14 protein-coding genes are annotated in these 15,943 nt (G+C 61.0%); 9 read left to right on the plus strand and 5 right to left on the minus strand.

The features are described 5' to 3' along the window. Positions 1 to 27: 27 nt before the first annotated feature. Both hemF and aroE read left to right on the plus strand, forming a co-directional pair. Complete coding sequence (hemF, locus tag ABTV29_RS00115) at positions 28 to 942, plus strand: oxygen-dependent coproporphyrinogen oxidase (RefSeq protein WP_433768263.1); 915 nt, start codon at positions 28 to 30, stop codon at positions 940 to 942. A 13-nt stretch (positions 943 to 955) separates the two neighbouring features. Further along, on the plus strand, positions 956 to 1,777 hold the full coding sequence (aroE, locus tag ABTV29_RS00120; protein WP_433768264.1) for a shikimate dehydrogenase: 822 nt from the start codon (positions 956 to 958) through the stop codon (positions 1,775 to 1,777). A 116-nt stretch (positions 1,778 to 1,893) separates the two neighbouring features. Here aroE and ABTV29_RS00125 read toward each other — a convergent pair whose 3' ends face one another. The 3 genes from ABTV29_RS00125 to betC all read right to left on the minus strand — a co-directional run bounded on the left by ABTV29_RS00125 (position 1,894) and on the right by betC (position 6,100). Further along, the gene (locus tag ABTV29_RS00125; protein ID WP_433768265.1) at positions 1,894 to 3,462 is read right to left on the minus strand and encodes a SulP family inorganic anion transporter; all 1,569 of its coding nucleotides are present in this window, start codon (positions 3,460 to 3,462) and stop codon (positions 1,894 to 1,896) included. A gap of 189 nt (positions 3,463 to 3,651) precedes the next feature. After that, on the minus strand, positions 3,652 to 4,569 hold the full coding sequence (gene choX, locus ABTV29_RS00130; protein ID WP_433768266.1) for a choline ABC transporter substrate-binding protein: 918 nt from the start codon (positions 4,567 to 4,569) through the stop codon (positions 3,652 to 3,654). A 16-nt stretch (positions 4,570 to 4,585) separates the two neighbouring features. Continuing rightward, entirely contained in the window at positions 4,586 to 6,100 is a 1,515-nt protein-coding gene (betC, locus tag ABTV29_RS00135) for a choline-sulfatase (RefSeq protein WP_433768267.1), read from the minus strand. Between the two features lie 114 nt (positions 6,101 to 6,214). Between betC and ABTV29_RS00140 the strand changes: the two genes are divergently transcribed. Further along, entirely contained in the window at positions 6,215 to 7,165 is a 951-nt protein-coding gene (locus tag ABTV29_RS00140; protein ID WP_433768268.1) for a choline sulfate utilization transcriptional regulator, read from the plus strand. Between the two features lie 81 nt (positions 7,166 to 7,246). Here the strand turns inward: ABTV29_RS00140 and ABTV29_RS00145 are convergent, their stop codons facing one another. Next, the gene (locus ABTV29_RS00145; RefSeq protein ID WP_433768269.1) at positions 7,247 to 7,903 is read right to left on the minus strand and encodes an NAD(P)-dependent oxidoreductase; all 657 of its coding nucleotides are present in this window, start codon (positions 7,901 to 7,903) and stop codon (positions 7,247 to 7,249) included. 82 nt (positions 7,904 to 7,985) lie between these two features. Here ABTV29_RS00145 and ABTV29_RS00150 point away from each other — a divergent pair, with 82 nt between their 5' ends. After that, positions 7,986 to 8,312 (plus strand): DOPA 4,5-dioxygenase family protein, encoded by a 327-nt coding sequence (locus ABTV29_RS00150; protein WP_433768270.1) that lies wholly within the window; start codon positions 7,986 to 7,988, stop codon positions 8,310 to 8,312. A 5-nt stretch (positions 8,313 to 8,317) separates the two neighbouring features. Here the strand turns inward: ABTV29_RS00150 and ABTV29_RS00155 are convergent, their stop codons facing one another. Continuing rightward, positions 8,318 to 8,719: a GFA family protein gene (locus ABTV29_RS00155; protein ID WP_433768271.1), complete on the minus strand. Its 402-nt coding sequence runs from the start codon at positions 8,717 to 8,719 to the stop codon at positions 8,318 to 8,320. Between the two features lie 415 nt (positions 8,720 to 9,134). On the opposite strand from ABTV29_RS00155, the gene ABTV29_RS00160 reads away from it, so the two are divergent. The 5 genes from ABTV29_RS00160 to ABTV29_RS00180 all read left to right on the plus strand — a co-directional run bounded on the left by ABTV29_RS00160 (position 9,135) and on the right by ABTV29_RS00180 (position 15,919). After that, on the plus strand, positions 9,135 to 10,442 hold the full coding sequence (locus ABTV29_RS00160) for a CitMHS family transporter (protein ID WP_433768272.1): 1,308 nt from the start codon (positions 9,135 to 9,137) through the stop codon (positions 10,440 to 10,442). 85 nt (positions 10,443 to 10,527) lie between these two features. Beyond that, a complete protein-coding gene (locus tag ABTV29_RS00165) occupies positions 10,528 to 11,295 on the plus strand; it encodes a TerC family protein (protein ID WP_433768273.1) in 768 nt (255 codons plus the stop codon). 204 nt (positions 11,296 to 11,499) lie between these two features. Beyond that, positions 11,500 to 13,158 carry a Na/Pi cotransporter family protein gene (locus ABTV29_RS00170; RefSeq protein ID WP_433768274.1) on the plus strand — a complete coding sequence of 553 codons (1,659 nt, stop codon included), beginning with the start codon at positions 11,500 to 11,502 and terminating at the stop codon, positions 13,156 to 13,158. Between the two features lie 163 nt (positions 13,159 to 13,321). Further along, positions 13,322 to 14,698, plus strand: a complete 1,377-nt coding sequence (locus ABTV29_RS00175) for a M16 family metallopeptidase (RefSeq protein ID WP_433768275.1) — start codon at positions 13,322 to 13,324, stop codon at positions 14,696 to 14,698. 192 nt (positions 14,699 to 14,890) lie between these two features. Further along, complete coding sequence (locus tag ABTV29_RS00180) at positions 14,891 to 15,919, plus strand: DUF5924 family protein (protein ID WP_433768276.1); 1,029 nt, start codon at positions 14,891 to 14,893, stop codon at positions 15,917 to 15,919. Positions 15,920 to 15,943 lie beyond the last annotated feature (24 nt).

Raw genomic sequence — 15,943 nt, forward strand, 5'->3', positions numbered from 1 at the left:
TAGCTTTGCCCGATCCAAGGTGATGACATGACTACCCGCACCGAGGCCGTAAAAGCCTATCTGCTCGACCTGCAAGACCGTATCTGCGCCGCGCTGGAAGCCGAAGACGGCGGCACGCGCTTTGTCGAAGATGCCTGGACCCGGCCTGCCGGCGGTGGCGGGCGCACGCGGGTGATCGAAAACGGTACGGTCATCGAAAAGGGCGGCGTCAACTTTTCCCATGTGTTCGGCAGCGGCCTGCCACCGTCCGCCAGCGCCCATCGGCCGGAGCTGGCCGGGCGTGGCTTCGAAGCCCTGGGCGTGTCGCTGGTGATTCACCCGCACAACCCGCACGTCCCGACCTCACACGCCAACGTGCGTTTCTTCATTGCCGAAAAAGAAGGCGAAGAACCGGTCTGGTGGTTCGGCGGCGGCTTCGACCTGACCCCGTACTACGGCAACGTCGAGGACTGCGTGCACTGGCACCGCGTCGCCGAACAGGCCTGCGCGCCGTTCGGCCCGGACGTCTACCCGCGCTACAAAGCCTGGTGCGACAGCTATTTCCACATCAAGCATCGCCACGAGCCTCGTGGCATCGGCGGCCTGTTTTTCGATGACCTGAACGAATGGGACTTCGACACCAGTTTCGCCTTCATGCGCGCCATTGGTGATGCCTACATCGATGCTTACCTGCCGATCGTGCAGCGTCGCAAGCACGAGGCATTCACTGCGCAGCAGCGCGAATTCCAGGAATTCCGCCGTGGCCGCTATGTCGAGTTCAACCTGGTGTACGACCGTGGCACGTTGTTCGGCCTGCAATCGGGTGGCCGTACCGAGTCGATCCTCATGTCCCTGCCGCCGCAAGTGCGCTGGGGCTACGACTGGAAAGCCGAACCCGGCAGCGAAGAAGCGCGCCTGACCGAATACTTCCTGCAAGACCGCGATTGGTTGGCCGAGGCCTGAACGAGGATTGTTGATGGACCGCTATGTTGTTTTCGGTAATCCGATTGGCCACAGCAAGTCGCCATTGATTCATCGTCTGTTCGCCGAGCAGACTGGCCAGCAACTGGACTACAGCGCTTCGCTGGCGCCGCTCGATGGCTTTTCCGACTTTGCGCGGGCGTTTTTCATCGAGGGGCGCGGCGCGAATGTGACGGTGCCGTTCAAGGAGGAAGCGTTCCGCCTGGCCAGCAGCCTGACGGCGCGCGCGCAGCGGGCTGGTGCGGTGAACACCCTGAGCAAGCTCGACGATGGCACCTTGCTGGGTGACAACACCGACGGCGCGGGCCTGGTGCGCGACCTGACCGTCAATGCCGGGTTCAGCCTCAAGGGCAAACGCATCCTGCTGCTCGGTGCCGGCGGCGCGGTGCGCGGTGCACTGGAGCCATTGCTGGCGGAACAGCCGGCGTCGGTGATCATCGCCAACCGCACCGTGGACAAGGCCGAGCTGCTGGCGGAACTGTTCTGCGACCTGGGGCCGGTATCGGCCAGTGGTTACGACTGGCTGGAGGAGTCGGTCGACCTGATCATCAACGCCACGTCCGCCAGCCTGTCGGGGGATGTGCCGCCGATTGCCGCCAGCCTGATCGAACCGGGCAAAACGGTCTGCTACGACATGATGTATGGCAAGGAACCGACCTCGTTCTGCCGTTGGGCCAGCGAGCATGGCGCGGCGGTGTCGATGGATGGCTTGGGGATGCTGGCCGAACAGGCGGCTGAAGCCTTCTTCCTGTGGCGCGGCGTGCGTCCGGACACGGCGCCGGTGTTGGCCGAGTTGCGTCGACAACTGGCCGCGTAACCCCTGTAGGAGCGAGCCTGCTCGCGATGGACGTCAACGATAACGCGTGTGTTCAGAATGCATGCGTTGTCCTTGCGCCCTTCGCGAGCAGGCTCGCTCCTACAGGGAATGGTGTTTCAATCTTCGAAACGAATCGGGCATTTCTCCGCCCCTTCGAGCTTGCGTAACTCTTCCACCACCTGCGGCCGCGCCCGGCGCAAGGTCAGGCTGCGATCCTGGCGCAACAGCCGGCGCGCCTCCTGATGCAGCATCTCCACGCCTGAATAGTCGATGAAGTTGATCTGCTGCGCTTCGATCACCACCCGCGCGCCGTGCATCCGTTGCAGGCGCACTTGCAGGTAATGGCTGGCGCCGAAAAAAATCGAACCGCCCACTCGCAGAACGTCCTCATCGCCATCGCGCACGTGCTGTACCCGCGGTTGCGAGGTGCGCTTGAGATAAAAGAACAGCGACGCCAGCACCCCGGCATAGATCGCCGTCTGCAACTCCAGCAGCAGCGTGGCGACACAGGTCAGGGCCATGACCACGAATTCGGCGCGACTGACCCGCAGCAACGCACGAATGCCACGATGGTCCACCAGGCCCCAGGCGATCAGCAAAATGCTGCCGGCCATGGCCGGGATCGGAATGTGTTCAATCAGTTGTGCGCCGAATACCGCGAACAGCGCCACCCACATGGCCGAAAAGATACCCGCCATCGGTGAGCAGGCCCCTGCTTCGTAGCTCAGGCCCGAGCGGGTGAAGGAACCGGCTGACAAGGAGCCGGAAAAAAACGCACCGACGATGTTGGATAGGCCCTGGGCGCGAACTTCCTGGTTGGCGTCGAGCAATTGCTGCGAGCGCGCCGACAGCGAGCGGGCAATCGACAGGCTGGTGACCAGGCCGAGCATGCCCACGGCCACTGCACTGGGCAGCAGGCGCAGGATCAGGTCGAGGTCCAGCGGCAACGGGCTGAAGGGCGGCAGTTTGCCGGTGAAGGCGCTGACCAGCGCCACATGACCGAGCATCGAGGGCCAGAGCCAGACCAGCAGCGAGGCCAATACCAGGGTTATCAACAGCGTCGGCCAGCGCGGCAGCCACCACTTGAGAATCACGCCGGTCACCACCGTCGCCAGCCCCAGCAACAGCGAGGGTTTGTCGATTTCCCCGAGGTGTCTGAACAACGTGATGAAGCTGTCCAGCGCGGTGGCCTGGCTGGGCAGGTCCAGCCCAAGCAGGTTGGGCAACTGGCCGATGGCGATGACCACCGCAGCGCCCAGGGTGAAGCCGAGCACCACCGAGTGGGAAACGAAGTTCACCAGCGCACCAAAGCGCAACAAACCCAGCAACCACTGGAAAATCCCGGCCAGGAACGTCAGCAACAGGATCAAGGTGACGTAGTCCTGTGACGCCGGCACGGCCAGGGGACTGACACTGGCGTAGAGGACAATGGAGATGGCCGCCGTAGGACCGCAGATCAAATGCCAGGACGAGCCCCACAGGCACGCAATCAATACCGGGATGATCGCCGCATACAAGCCGTACTCCGGTGGGAGACCGGCAATCAGGGCGTAGGCAATGGATTGCGGCAGCGCGAGAATCGCGCCGCTGAGGCCGACGATCAGGTCGCGGCCGACACTGTTGCGGGTTTGGCGAGGCAACCAGCTGAGAAAGGGGAAGAGTGAATGGCGGCTGGGAAGGGCCATGAAGCCTCTCGGTTGGGGTTTTGTACAAGGGTAACAGGAGCAAACAATCATTGTGGCGAGGGAGCTTGCTCCCGCTGGAGCGCGTAGCGCGCCCAATCCGGTCAATACGGTACCAGCCTTATCGAGTTGTCCGGATTTGCGTCTGCTGCGCAGCCGAGCGGGAGCAAGCTCCCTCGCCACAGGTAATCATTACAACTTGGCTTTGACCACCGGCAACGCATCCTTGCCGTCCACGGTCTTCACGCCGTCGAGCCACTTGTCCAGCACCGCCGGATTGGCCTTGATCCAGGCCCTGACCGCATCGGCATTGCTGACTTTCTTGTTCACCACCTCGGCCATGATGCTGTTCTCCATTTCCTGAGTGAAACTCAGGTTGGTCAGCAGCTTGCCGACGTTCGGGCAGGCCTGTGCATAACCTTTGCGGGTCAGGGTATGGACGGAGCCGGTGTCGCCGAAGTATTTCTCGCCGCCCTTGAGGTAGTGCATCTTCAACTGCACGTTCATCGGGTGCGGGGTCCAGCCGAGGAAGGTCACGAACTTCTGTTTCTTCACCGCGCGGGACACTTCGGCCAGCATCGCCTGTTCGCTGGACTCGACGAGTTTCCATTGGCCCATGTCGAAATCGTTTTTCTTGATGATTTCCTGCAGGGAAATGTTCGCCGGTGCACCCGAGCCGATGCCGTAGATCTTGTGGTCGAACTTGTCCGCGTACTTGTTCAGGTCGGAAAAGTTATGCACACCCGCGTCCCACACATAGTCCGGCACGGCGAGGGTGAACTCGGTGCCATCGAGGTTCTTGGCCAGTTGCGTGACATCGCCCGTGGCCACGAACTTGTCGTAGAAGCCCTGTTGCGCCGGCATCCAGTTCCCCAGGAACACGTCCACCTGGCCGTCCTTGAGCCCGCCAAAGGTAATCGGCACCGCGAGGGTATCGACCTTGGCCTTGTAGCCCATGCCGTCCAGCAGAAACCCGGTGATGGCGTTGGTCGCGGCGATGTCGCTCCAGCCAGGATCAGCCATTTTCACCGTCTCGCATTGATCGGCGTACGCCGATGCACTGCCCAGGGCCAGGAGCCCGACCGTCAGTACTGTGGATAACCGTTGCATGGACTTCCCCTTAACATTATTGGTTTTGGCAGGGTTGTGGATAACGTGCTTTACGCTCCAGATCATCAAGGTCGATATGGTTGCGCATGTATTGCTGGCTGGCGTCCACCAGCGGCTGGTGATCCCAGCTCTTCAGTTTGCCGAGGGTCAGCGCCTCGGCGACGAAACGCCGGCGCCGCTGGCTCGCGAGCACCTGCTGGTGAATCGATGGGATGTCCCATTTGGCCCGTGCTTCGGCGAGAAATTCGTCGAACAGCTGGCGATGTTGCGGCGATTGGCTGAGTTCTTCCAGCTCTTTCGGGTCATTGTGCACATCGAAGAGTAGGCAAGGGTCGTCTTCGCTGTAGATAAATTTGTAGGCGCCGCGGCGAATCATCATCAACGGGCTGATGGTGCCTTCGGCCATGTATTCGCCGAATACTTCGTCATGCCCGCCCTGCCCTTGCAGATGCGAAACCAGCGAGCGGCCGTCCAGCGGCAGGCCTGGTTCCAGTGTCCCGCCCGCCAGTTCGACGAAGGTTGGCAGCAGGTCGGCGGTGGACACCGAGGCGCTGACGCGACCGGCAGCGAATTGCCCCGGCGCACTTATCAACAGGGGCACCCGTGCGGCCATTTCATACCAGTGCATTTTGTACCAGAGGCCGCGTTCGCCGAGCATGTCGCCGTGGTCGCCGGAGAAGACGATGATGGTGTCATCGATCAGCCCTGTTTCCTCGAGGGTTTGCAGGAGTTTGCCGACGTTGCTGTCGATATAGCTGCACGCACCGAAGTAGGCGCGGCGGGCGTCGCGAATCTTATCCACAGGCAGTGGCTTTTCCCACAGGTCATAAACCTTGAGCAAACGCTGGGAGTGCGGATCGAGATCCTGTTGATCCGGGGTCACCGGCAAGGGGATGTCGGCATCGTCGTACAGATTCCAGAAGGACTTGGGAATGGTGTACGGATCGTGTGGATGGGTCATCGAAACGGTCAGGCAGAACGGTTGATCGCCGTCCTCGCGAACATGATCGAAGAGGTATTGCTGGGCCTTGAACACCACTTCTTCGTCGAAATCCAGTTGGTTGGTACGTACACAGGGACCGGCCTGTAGTACGGATGACATGTTGTGGTACCAGGTCGGACGTACGTCCGGTTCGTCCCAGTTCACCGCCCAACCGTAGTCGGCCGGGTAAATGTCGCTCGTCAGGCGCTCTTCGTAGCCGTGCAATTGGTCCGGCCCACAGAAATGCATCTTGCCCGACAGCGCGGTGCGGTATCCCAGACGGCGCAGATAGTGGGCGTAGGTGGGTACATCGGCGGGGAAATCCGCGGCGTTGTCGAAAGCGCCGATCTTGCTCGGCAATTGACCGCTGACCAGGGTGAAACGCGAAGGCGCGCACAGCGGGCTGTTGCAGTAAGCGGAGTCGAACACCACGCCTTGGGCGGCGAGGCGGCTCAAATTAGGCAACTTGATCGGCGAAGAGCCGTAGAACGGCAACATTGGCGCGGCCATTTGATCGGCCATGATGAAAAGAATGTTCTTGCGCTTCATGTGATCGCGGCATTCCATAGTGGATGTTTATGCGAGAGTGCTGGGATTGAGAATGGAACCCCCGCACTTTGCGGTAAAGCCCATGCGCGACAATGACTAGGATAAGCACAGCTTATGTATGACGCCCTCGGTGACCTGTCCCTGGATCTGCTGCGTGCCTTTGAAGCGGCGGCCCGACACCGAAGCTTCACGGCGGCGGCGGTGGAACTGGGCACCACGCAGCCGGCGATCAGCCAGCAGATCAAGCGCCTGGAGGAGCAACTGGCGACGCGGTTGTTCGACCGTATCTATCGCGGCATCGAACTGACTGAGCCTGGAATGATACTTTTCGAGCAGGTTCAGCTCGGTTTGCAGAACATCGACGCGGGATTGAGCGCAATCAGCGCACAGCAGCAACATGAAGTCCTGCAGGTCGCGACCGATTTTGCCTTCGCCGCGTACTGGCTGATGCCGCGCCTGCATCGTTTTCACGCGGCGAATCCGCAAGTGGATGTCAGCCTGGTCACCAGCGAACGCAGCCACAACATGCTGCGTACCGATATCGACGTGGCGGTGCTGTTCGGCGATGGTCGCTTCAAACAGGGCGAAAGCCATTGGTTGTTCAGCGAAGAAGTCTTTCCGGTGTGCAGCCCGCAACTCTTGAATGAACGCACCCTGCCCTTGCCGGCCAAGGCCTTGCTGGAGTTTCCGCTGTTGCACCTGCGCGGGGAATACAGCAGCAACTGGTTTGACTGGAGCGGCGTGTTCCGCGAGTTGGGGATTACCTCGCCCCCTGCCCCCGGCCAATTGCGCTTCGACAACTACACCTTGCTGATCCAGGCCGCGATTGGCGGCCAGGGCGTGGCGATCGGCTGGCGGCACCTTGTGGATAACTTGCTGGCACAAGGGTTGTTGTGCCGGCCGATTGCCGAGACCGCGGTTTCACGGCTCGGATACTACGTGGTACTGCCGCAACGCAAACGGCGCGGTGCGTTGATTCAGCGGTTCGTTGACTGGTTGATGGCTGAGCAGGCCAGCAGTGCGCAGTCGCTCAATGGCCTGTCGTTTCCTTCCATTGCGGTTTAGAAGCAAAAGATCGCAGCCTGCGGCAGCTCCTACAGAGGTACGCACATTCCTCCTGTAGGAGCTGCCGCAGGCTGCGATCTTTTATGTCGCGACGAAATCCACGTGTTCACCGATGTGCAGGTTCAGATGCAACTCATCGGCAATCCCCACCGCCGTGCGCATCAGTCGCTCCAGCGGTTCGGCCAGACCGGGCTCCAGGGTGCCCCCGGTCTGGCTGAAATGCTCGATGGTCAAGCCGGGCACTCCTCGCGGAGCATTCACCAGCGTCCATCGCAACCCACTGCTTTGCAGGGCTTCGCGGATTTCCTCGGCGGCGTGGCGTTGCAGCGGATCGAAGGTGTCCGGATCGTCCAGTACGTCGAAATTGCCCACCAGAAACAACCGGCCAATGCCCGCGGCCTGCATCCCGTCGATCAACGCATCCGCCGCCAGCACTTGCTCGACCGGCCCCGGCACAATGGTTTTTTCTACGTATTCGCTGTTGAGCGGCAACCCTGGCGAGTCCAGCAAACAGACCACCGCCGAACTGCCGGCGACGCTTTGCTTGACCCGTTCAGCCTCGAACAGATTGCCGGTCTTGGTACGCAAGCCCGGTCGCGGCGCGAGGGCGGTCAGGTCATCGAGAATGGCGATCACTTCATGCTGGCGCCGCAGCAATTCAGCCATCAGCGCGCTGCCCAGGCTACTCATGGCACCATAGAGCACCACTTTGACCACCGGCGTTTCGGCATTTTTCATGGCTGAGCTCCTTGTTTGTCGCCTATATGGTGTGTGACAGGCAGGAAACAACGAGGGTTCGAACCGATTCAGAGGGCTTCAGATGCAAGCGATCAAGGGTTATCACGCCCATGTTTATTTCGATGCCGGCACCATCGATCAGGCGCGCAAGCTGTGCGAGCAGGCGGCGCAATTGTTCCCGTTGAAGATGGGGCGCGTACACGAGCGCCCGGTCGGCCCACATCCGGACTGGAGCTGCCAGCTGGCTTTCGGGCCCGAACTGATCGGTGAAGTGCTGCCGTGGCTGGCGCTCAACCGCAAGGGGCTGGTGGTGTTCCTGCATCCCGATACGGGCAACGATCTGCTGGACCACAGCGAGCACGCAATCTGGATGGGTGCGATTCGCCCGCTGGACCTGTCTATTTTTTGATCAAGCTATAGGGTTTCTTCTGGCTCACTGGGCAGATGCTCGTCCAGATGCAGCCATGGCAGGCGGCTATCAGTCCAGATGTGGCGCTCGGCCGGCGCTTGCTCGGGATGGTCGAGGGTCGCGATGGTCACGTCGATGCTCTCGGGGCTTAGGTGGGTCGTCAGTGCCATCTGCGCCCCGCAGTGGCCGCAGAAATATCGCACGCAGGTGGATGACGAGTCGTACAGCGATGGCGTGCCGGCCAGCCATTGGAAGGCCGATGAGGGGACGGTGATCCAGGTGGTCACGATGCCGCCACTGACCCGTCGGCAAATCGAGCAATGGCAGTGGACGATGTCTTGCAGCGGCCCGCTGAACTGGTAGCGCAGTTGCCCGCAATGGCAGCCGCCGGTGTGGATGTTGGCCATGCTGGTGCCTCCCGATGTGTTTTTACTGGCGCCATCGCGAGCAAGCTCGCTCCTGCAGGGGATCTGTGTCGCCCACAAATCATTGTGGGAGCGAGCCTGCTCGCGAAGCATTCAACTCGGTGTAACTCCCCGCCCTGTCCGACGATCGGTCGTACTTCCGGTCAACCCTTTCATTGGCGAAAGCTGGCTGAAAGCTTCCCCGATTAGGATCGCCCCCACTGCCGGCAATAGACCGGTTGGCCAATGCGAGTGTTCGATTGCTCGCCAGGTCCATTTAACAACAACAATGGTGATCCTGATGTCCTTTACCCGCCGCTTCGCCACAACTCCACCCGTACGTCTCGTGCTTCCCGTTTTGCGCTGATCCCGCCCGGTCCGCCCATTCCCTAAGCTGCGCTACGCCTGGAGTATTCCCATGCTGACTTTCCTTGGCTTCGCCATGGTCATCACCTTCATGTTCCTGATCATGACCAAGCGCCTGTCCGCGCTGATCGCTCTGATCATCATCCCGATCGTCTTCGCCCTGTTTGGTGGCTTCGGCCCGAAAATCGGCCCGATGATGCTCGAAGGCATCACCAAGCTCGCGCCGACCGGCGTGATGCTGATGTTCGCCATCCTCTACTTTGCCCTGATGATCGACTCCGGCCTGTTCGACCCGGCCGTGCGCAAGATCCTCAAGATGGTCAAGGGCGACCCGCTGAAAGTGTCGGTCGGCACTGCCGTACTGGCCCTCGTCGTATCCCTGGACGGTGACGGCGCGACCACATACATGATCTGCGTCGCCGCCATGCTGCCGCTCTACAGCCGCATCGGCATGAGCCCGCGGATCATGGCCGGCCTGATCATCCTCGCCGGCGGCGTGATGAACATGACCCCATGGGGTGGCCCGACTGCCCGTGCGGCCAGTGCGCTGCATGTGGACCCTTCGGCCATCTTCGTACCGATGATTCCGGCGATGGCTGCCGGCGTCGTGGCGATCCTCGCCATCGCCTATTTCTACGGCAAGCGTGAACGTGCGCGCCTCGGTGAATTGCACCTGGTGGGCGATGAGATCGATCACAGCGAAATCACTGTTTCGCAGTTCCCGGACGCTCGTCGTCCGAACCTGATCTGGTTCAACGGCGCTCTGACCCTGGCCCTGATGTGCACCCTGATCGCCGGCCTGTTGCCGCTGCCGGTGCTGTTCATGGTGGCCTTCAGTATCGCGATGATCGTCAACTACCCATGCCTGCAAGCGCAGAAGGACCGCATCGCGGCCCACGCCGGCAGCGTTCTGGCGGTGGTCGGGCTGATCTTTGCCGCCGGTATCTTCACCGGTATCCTCTCCGGCACCGGTATGGTCGACGCGATGTCGAAAAGCCTGTTGTCGGTGATTCCGGACTTCCTCGGCCCGTACCTGGCCGTGATTACGGCGCTGGTGAGCATGCCGTTCACCTTCTTCATGTCGAACGATGCATTTTATTACGGCGTGTTACCGGTGCTTGCCGAAGCCGCCAGCCACTACGGTATAACCGCGGTGGAAATGGCACGTGCCTCGATCGTCGGTCAGCCCGTCCATTTGTTGAGCCCGCTGGTACCATCGACTTATCTGTTGGTGGCCCTGGCCGGTATCGATTTCGGCGATCACCAGCGTTTCACCCTGAAGTGGGCAGTGCTGGTGTGCATGTGCATACTGGTCGCCGCGTTGCTGATGGGGATTTTCCCGCTGTTCAGCACTCTATAAGCCCAAGACTCGCCATAAGGGGTCCCGGCTTCGCAGTCTGAAGCCCGGACCCCTTGTGGTTTAACACTCGCTCAAAGGAATACACATGGAATGGCTGACCAACCCTGAAATCTGGGTTGCCTTCTTCACCTTGACCGCCCTGGAAATCGTTCTGGGTATCGATAACATCATCATGATTTCGATCCTGGTCAGCCGCATGCCCAAGCACATGCAGGCGCGCACCCGAATCTTCGGTCTCGCGCTGGCCATGATTACGCGGATTCTGTTGCTGCTGTCGATCACCTGGGTCATGCGCCTCACCGCCGACCTGTTCGAAGTGTTCGGCCAGGGCATTTCCGGTCGCGACCTGATTCTGTTCTTCGGTGGCCTGTTCCTGCTGTGGAAAAGCTCGCAGGAGATGTATCACGCGCTGGAAGGTGAAGACGAAACCGACGAAGCGCCAAGCGGCAAGGGCGGCAATTTCCTCTACACCATCGTCCAGATCGCGATCATCGACATCGTGTTCTCCCTGGATTCTGTGATCACTGCAGTGGGCATGGTGTCCCATGTACCGGTCATGGTCGCGGCGATCATCGTGGCGGTACTGGTGATGATGTGGGCTTCCGGCACCATCAGCGCGTTCATCGACAAGCACCCGTCGCTGAAAATGCTGGCACTGGCGTTCCTGCTGATCGTCGGTACCGTGCTGATCGCCGAGTCCTTCGACGTTCATGTGCCAAAAGGCTACGTCTACTTCGCCATGGCGTTCTCGCTGGCGGTGGAAGCGATCAATATCAAGATGCGCACCGCTATCGCAAGGAAGAAGCAGCAGCAAGAGCCTGTGAAACTGCGCAAGGACATTCCCGGGCAGTAAATCGGGACATTGAAAAGGGGCCTTCGGGCCCTTTTTTCATACCTGCATGAAGCTGTTTTCATGACAGTTTTGTTTCAATCGCTTGTTTAGCTATGCGATGCTGGCGCCCAGACCGTTAGCCAACTACAGCTTAAGTACAACACGTAGAACGTCGCGGTACCGTCAACTTGCTCCTTTGGGGCGCTACCACCACAGGGGGCCGTCATGCTCACCCTGCTCAATTTGCTCTCAGCCGTGGCCTTGCTGATCTGGGGCACGCACATCGTCCGAACCGGCATTCTGCGGGTCTACGGCTCCAACCTGCGCCATGTCATTGGCCGCAACATGTCCAAGCGCTGGCTGGCCTTCTTTTCGGGGATCGCGGTGACGGCGATGGTCCAGAGCAGCAACGCCACGGCAATGCTCGTGACCTCCTTCGTCGGTCAGGGCCTGATGGCATTGACCCCGGCCCTGGCGACCATGCTCGGTGCCGATGTCGGTACGGCGCTGATGGCGCGGGTGCTGACCTTCGACCTGTCCTGGCTGTCGCCGCTGCTGATTTTCATCGGGGTGATTTTCTTCCTGTCGCGCAAGCAGACCCGCCTGGGCCAGATGGGCCGCGTTGCGATCGGCCTGGGCTTGATCATTCTGGCGCTGCAACTGATCGTCGAAGCCGCCGCCCCGATCACCCATGCCAAAGGGGTGAAGGTGATCTTTGCCTCTCTGACCGGCGACATCCTGCTCGATGCCCTGATGGGCGCACTTTTCGCGATGATTTCCTACTCCAGCCTGGCGGCGGTGCTGCTGACCGCGACCCTGGCCGGCGCCAAGGTGATCGGCCTGCCGGTGGCCCTCGGCCTGGTGATCGGCGCCAATATCGGCAGCGGCGTGCTGGCGTTCCTCAGCACCAGCATGCAGAACCCCGCCGGGCGTCAGGTGGCACTGGGCAGCCTGCTGTACAAGTTGATTGGTCTGTTGCTGATCATTCCGGTGCTCGGCCCCCTGGTGCACTGGATCGACAGCCTCGACTTCAGCCCCCAGGAAATGGTCATCGGCTTCCACCTGCTCTACAACACCACGCGCTGCCTGATCCTGTTGCCCAGCGTCGGGCCGATGGCCAGGTTCTGTGCCTGGGTGCTGCCGGAGCGCCCGCAAGCCAATGGCACGGCCAAGCCCCGGCACCTGGATTTGACCGCGCTGGCCACGCCCAGCCTCGCGCTGGCCAATGCGGCGCGGGAAACCCTGCGCATGGGTGACCTGATCGACAGCATGCTCGAAGCCATGCTCGACGTGCTGCATGGCAAGCAAACTGCCGTCACCCAGGAAGTGCGTCGTCTGACCGATGATGTGGAATCGCTCTACAGCGCGATCAAGCTGTATCTGGCGCAAATGCCCCGGGAAGACCTCAGCGACCAGGACAGCCGGCGCTGGGCTGAAATCATCGAGCTGGCGATCAACCTGAAACTGGCCAGCGACCTGATCGAGCGCATGCTGCGTAAGGTCCAGCAGCAGAAAACCGCCCAGCGCCGCTCGTTTTCCGAGGTGGGCCTGGAAGAACTGGCGGGGTTGCAGGGGCAATTGATTGCCAACTTGCGGCTGGGACTGTCGGTGTTCCTCAGTGCCGACAAGGAAAGCGCCCGTCAGTTGTTGCGTGAGAAACGTCGCTTTCGCGCACAGGAACGCCGCCTGGCCCATGCGCATGTCAGCCGTTTGCAACGTAAGATCGTGCAGAGTATCGAGACCAGTTCCCTGCACCTGGAGCTGATCGCTGACATGAAACGTTTGAATTCGCTGTTTTGCAGCAGCGCTTATGTGGTGCTGGAAACCTCCGAAACCGGTGCGCTGGCGGTCGATGATTTGGCGGATACCACGCATTCGCCTTGAACGTCTGGCGGTGTGGTCAGTCAGTAACATGGGTTCGACTTCAAAATCATCGCGAGCAGGCTCGCTCCCACAGTGGATCCGTGACGAATGTGGGAGCGAGCCTGCTCGCGATGGCGTCCTGGAAAGCGACACGGATCTTCAATCAGCCGTATGGAAGCTCGTTATGCGTTGCCTGCTGTTCGCCTGTCTATTGCTGGGTTCACTCCCCTCCCTTGCCCTGGATCGCTTCCAGGTCGAGGGCTACACCCTGCGCAATGGCCTGCAAGTGCTGCTCAAGCCGGGGGTCGAGCGCGGGCATGTGGCGATTCGGCTGGTGGTGGGCGTCGGGATCGATGACTTCAGCTGCGCCGACAAGGAACTGCCGCACCTGCTCGAGCACTTGTTGTTCAGCGGCATCGATGCCAGCGGCGAAGGCGGCCTGGAAGAGCGCATGCAGGCGCTGGGCGGCGAGTGGAACGCGTTCACCAGCAACGCCGACACCACGTTCGTGATCGAAGCCCCGGCGAAAAACCAGCGCAAAGTCCTCGATTTGCTGCTGGACCTGCTGACCCAGACCCAATTCGACGACAACGCCGTCAATGCTGCCAAGCAAGTGGTCGAGCGCGAAGACGGCGGCCATTACTCGCATTTGCAGCGCTGGCTGGATCGCCAGGATTTGGGGCACACCGCCAGCAAGCAACTGGCCGTCGAACTGGGCCTCAAGTGCTCCGAGCGTGCGCAAGTCGATCAACTGACCCGCGCGCAACTGGAGAAGGTACGCAAGGACTGGTACGCGCCCAACAACATGACGCTGATTGTGGTCGGTGACCTCGAACGCTTGCTGCCGGCCTATCTGGAGCGCACTTATGGGACGCTCAAGCCGATCGATCCAACCGATCACCCGGAGCTGCCACAAATCAAAACCAGCGCCGCCCATGAGCGCAACTTGATACGCGGCTTTGTCGGCGACGGGGCCAAGCTGCACTGGCTGGTTCCGGAGCCGGTGCTGGAGGATCAGCACGACCAGACCTTCGACCTGCTCAAGGACTATCTGGATTGGGCGCTCTATCGCCAGTTGCGCCTGGCGCACGGCTTGTCCTACGGGCCGTGGGCCGAACGCGAGGTCTTCGGTGGCGTGGGTTTCATGAGCCTGAATGCGGATCTTGAGCGAGACGATGTAGCCAAGGCGCAGCAGGTGCTGGAGGAATTGAAAGCGCAATTGCTCAAGGACGGCCTGAACGCCGAGACCTTCAACCGCCTCAAACAGGCGGCCATCGCCCGCCAGGCCTGGGCGGTACAAGGCAACAGTGCGCTGGCCGATTACTACTGGAGTGCCATCGGCGACTACGAGGACGGCCGTTTCGCCAACCCTGCCAGAGAGCTGCAATCGGTGACCCTGGCGGAAGCCAACAAGGCCATGCGCGAACTGCTCCTGCAGCCGGGGTACATACGGATCGAGAAGCCGTTGCTCAGTGATGATCAGGTGCTGTGGGTTATAGCCGGGGTGTTGGGGCTGCTGGTATTGGGTCTGGCGGCATGGCGCTTTCATCGAACGGAATAACCGGTCCTTGTGGGAGCGAGCCTGCTCGCGATAGCGTCGGCACATTCAGTACTGATGTGACTGATGCACCGCCATCGCGAGCAGGCTCGCTCCCACAGGTTACGCGCGTTGACTGACCGTATCCCCTCGCCACGCAGCCCCGCCGGCGGTACCCTGTCGAGGTTTTTCCCTACGACTAATGCGAACCTCCGAATGCCGAACCTGACCCTTTTCGTACAGCGCATCCTCGAATTGATGAAGCGCTACCCCGGGGTCATCGCGCTGGGTGGTTTTATCTCCGGGATCGGCAGCTTCATCCTGGTGGATCGGCAACAGGGGCTGGCGAGCTGGATCACCACCATCATGCTGGTCAGCTGGGTCTGGCTGATGCTGGAAAACAGCCTGACCAAGCTGTTCACCAAAATCTTCAAACGGGAAATTCCCCAGCCTCTGCTGCGCTACGCGACGCAGATGATTCACCAGGAAAGCCTGTTCTTCGTCCTGCCGTTCTTTTTCATCACCACCACCTGGAACAGCGGCCAACTGGTGTTCACCGGGCTGTTGGGCATCGCCGCGCTGATTTCCATCATCGATCCGCTGTACTACAAGTGGCTGGCGCCGCGGCGCTGGGCGTTCCTGGCGCTGCATACGCTGACCCTGTTCGCCGCCCTGCTCACCGCGTTGCCGGTGATCATGCACCTGACCACCTCGCAGAGTTTCAAATGGGCGCTGGGCATCGCTGTGCTGTTGTCCTTCCCCAGCCTGGCGTCGATCTTCCCGATCCGCACCGTGCGCAACGCCCTGGCGATCCTCAGCATCACCCTGGGCATCGGCGGCGTCGGCTGGGTCCTGCGTTCGTGGGTGCCGCCAGCGACGCTGTGGATGACCGACGTGGCGATCAGCACGCAATTGCAGGACCGCACCCCAGGCAAGAGCCTGGACGAAGTCAGCGCCGCGCAGATCCGTGCGGACGGGCTGTACGCCTACACCGCTATCAACGCCCCGCGTGGCCTCGACGAGCGGATTTATCACGTCTGGCAATTCAACGGCAAAGAGGTCGACCGCATTGCGCTGGACATCCACGGCGGCCGCAAGGAAGGCTACCGGGCCTGGACTCACAAGCAGAACTTCCCCGGTAACCCTGCCGGAAAATGGCAGGTCCGGGTGCTGACCGAAGATGGTCAGGTCATCGGTGTACTGCGTTTTGATATCACCGACAGCACACCGACCAAAGAAAAGTAACCGCGTTCGTGCTATTACGTAGAT

The organism is Pseudomonas putida, from assembly GCF_050989985.1.
GTDB classification, from domain to species: domain Bacteria; phylum Pseudomonadota; class Gammaproteobacteria; order Pseudomonadales; family Pseudomonadaceae; genus Aquipseudomonas; species Aquipseudomonas putida_AI.

Bases quoted from the DNA above. Each gene is read 5' to 3' on its own strand.
- ABTV29_RS00180 (WP_433768276.1), top strand. From the start codon at position 14,891: ATGCCGAACCTGACCCTTTTCGTACAGCGCATCCTCGAATTGATGAAG.
- ABTV29_RS00150 (WP_433768270.1), top strand. From the start codon at position 7,986: ATGCAAGCGATCAAGGGTTATCACGCCCATGTTTATTTCGATGCCGGC.
- ABTV29_RS00165 (WP_433768273.1), top strand. From the start codon at position 10,528: ATGGAATGGCTGACCAACCCTGAAATCTGGGTTGCCTTCTTCACCTTG.
- ABTV29_RS00155 (WP_433768271.1), bottom strand. From the start codon at position 8,719: ATGGCCAACATCCACACCGGCGGCTGCCATTGCGGGCAACTGCGCTAC.
- ABTV29_RS00145 (WP_433768269.1), bottom strand. From the start codon at position 7,903: ATGAAAAATGCCGAAACGCCGGTGGTCAAAGTGGTGCTCTATGGTGCC.
- hemF (WP_433768263.1), top strand. From the start codon at position 28: ATGACTACCCGCACCGAGGCCGTAAAAGCCTATCTGCTCGACCTGCAA.
- ABTV29_RS00125 (WP_433768265.1), bottom strand. From the start codon at position 3,462: ATGGCCCTTCCCAGCCGCCATTCACTCTTCCCCTTTCTCAGCTGGTTG.
- aroE (WP_433768264.1), top strand. From the start codon at position 956: ATGGACCGCTATGTTGTTTTCGGTAATCCGATTGGCCACAGCAAGTCG.
- ABTV29_RS00140 (WP_433768268.1), top strand. From the start codon at position 6,215: ATGTATGACGCCCTCGGTGACCTGTCCCTGGATCTGCTGCGTGCCTTT.
- choX (WP_433768266.1), bottom strand. From the start codon at position 4,569: ATGCAACGGTTATCCACAGTACTGACGGTCGGGCTCCTGGCCCTGGGC.
- ABTV29_RS00160 (WP_433768272.1), top strand. From the start codon at position 9,135: ATGCTGACTTTCCTTGGCTTCGCCATGGTCATCACCTTCATGTTCCTG.
- betC (WP_433768267.1), bottom strand. From the start codon at position 6,100: ATGAAGCGCAAGAACATTCTTTTCATCATGGCCGATCAAATGGCCGCG.
- ABTV29_RS00175 (WP_433768275.1), top strand. From the start codon at position 13,322: ATGCGTTGCCTGCTGTTCGCCTGTCTATTGCTGGGTTCACTCCCCTCC.
- ABTV29_RS00170 (WP_433768274.1), top strand. From the start codon at position 11,500: ATGCTCACCCTGCTCAATTTGCTCTCAGCCGTGGCCTTGCTGATCTGG.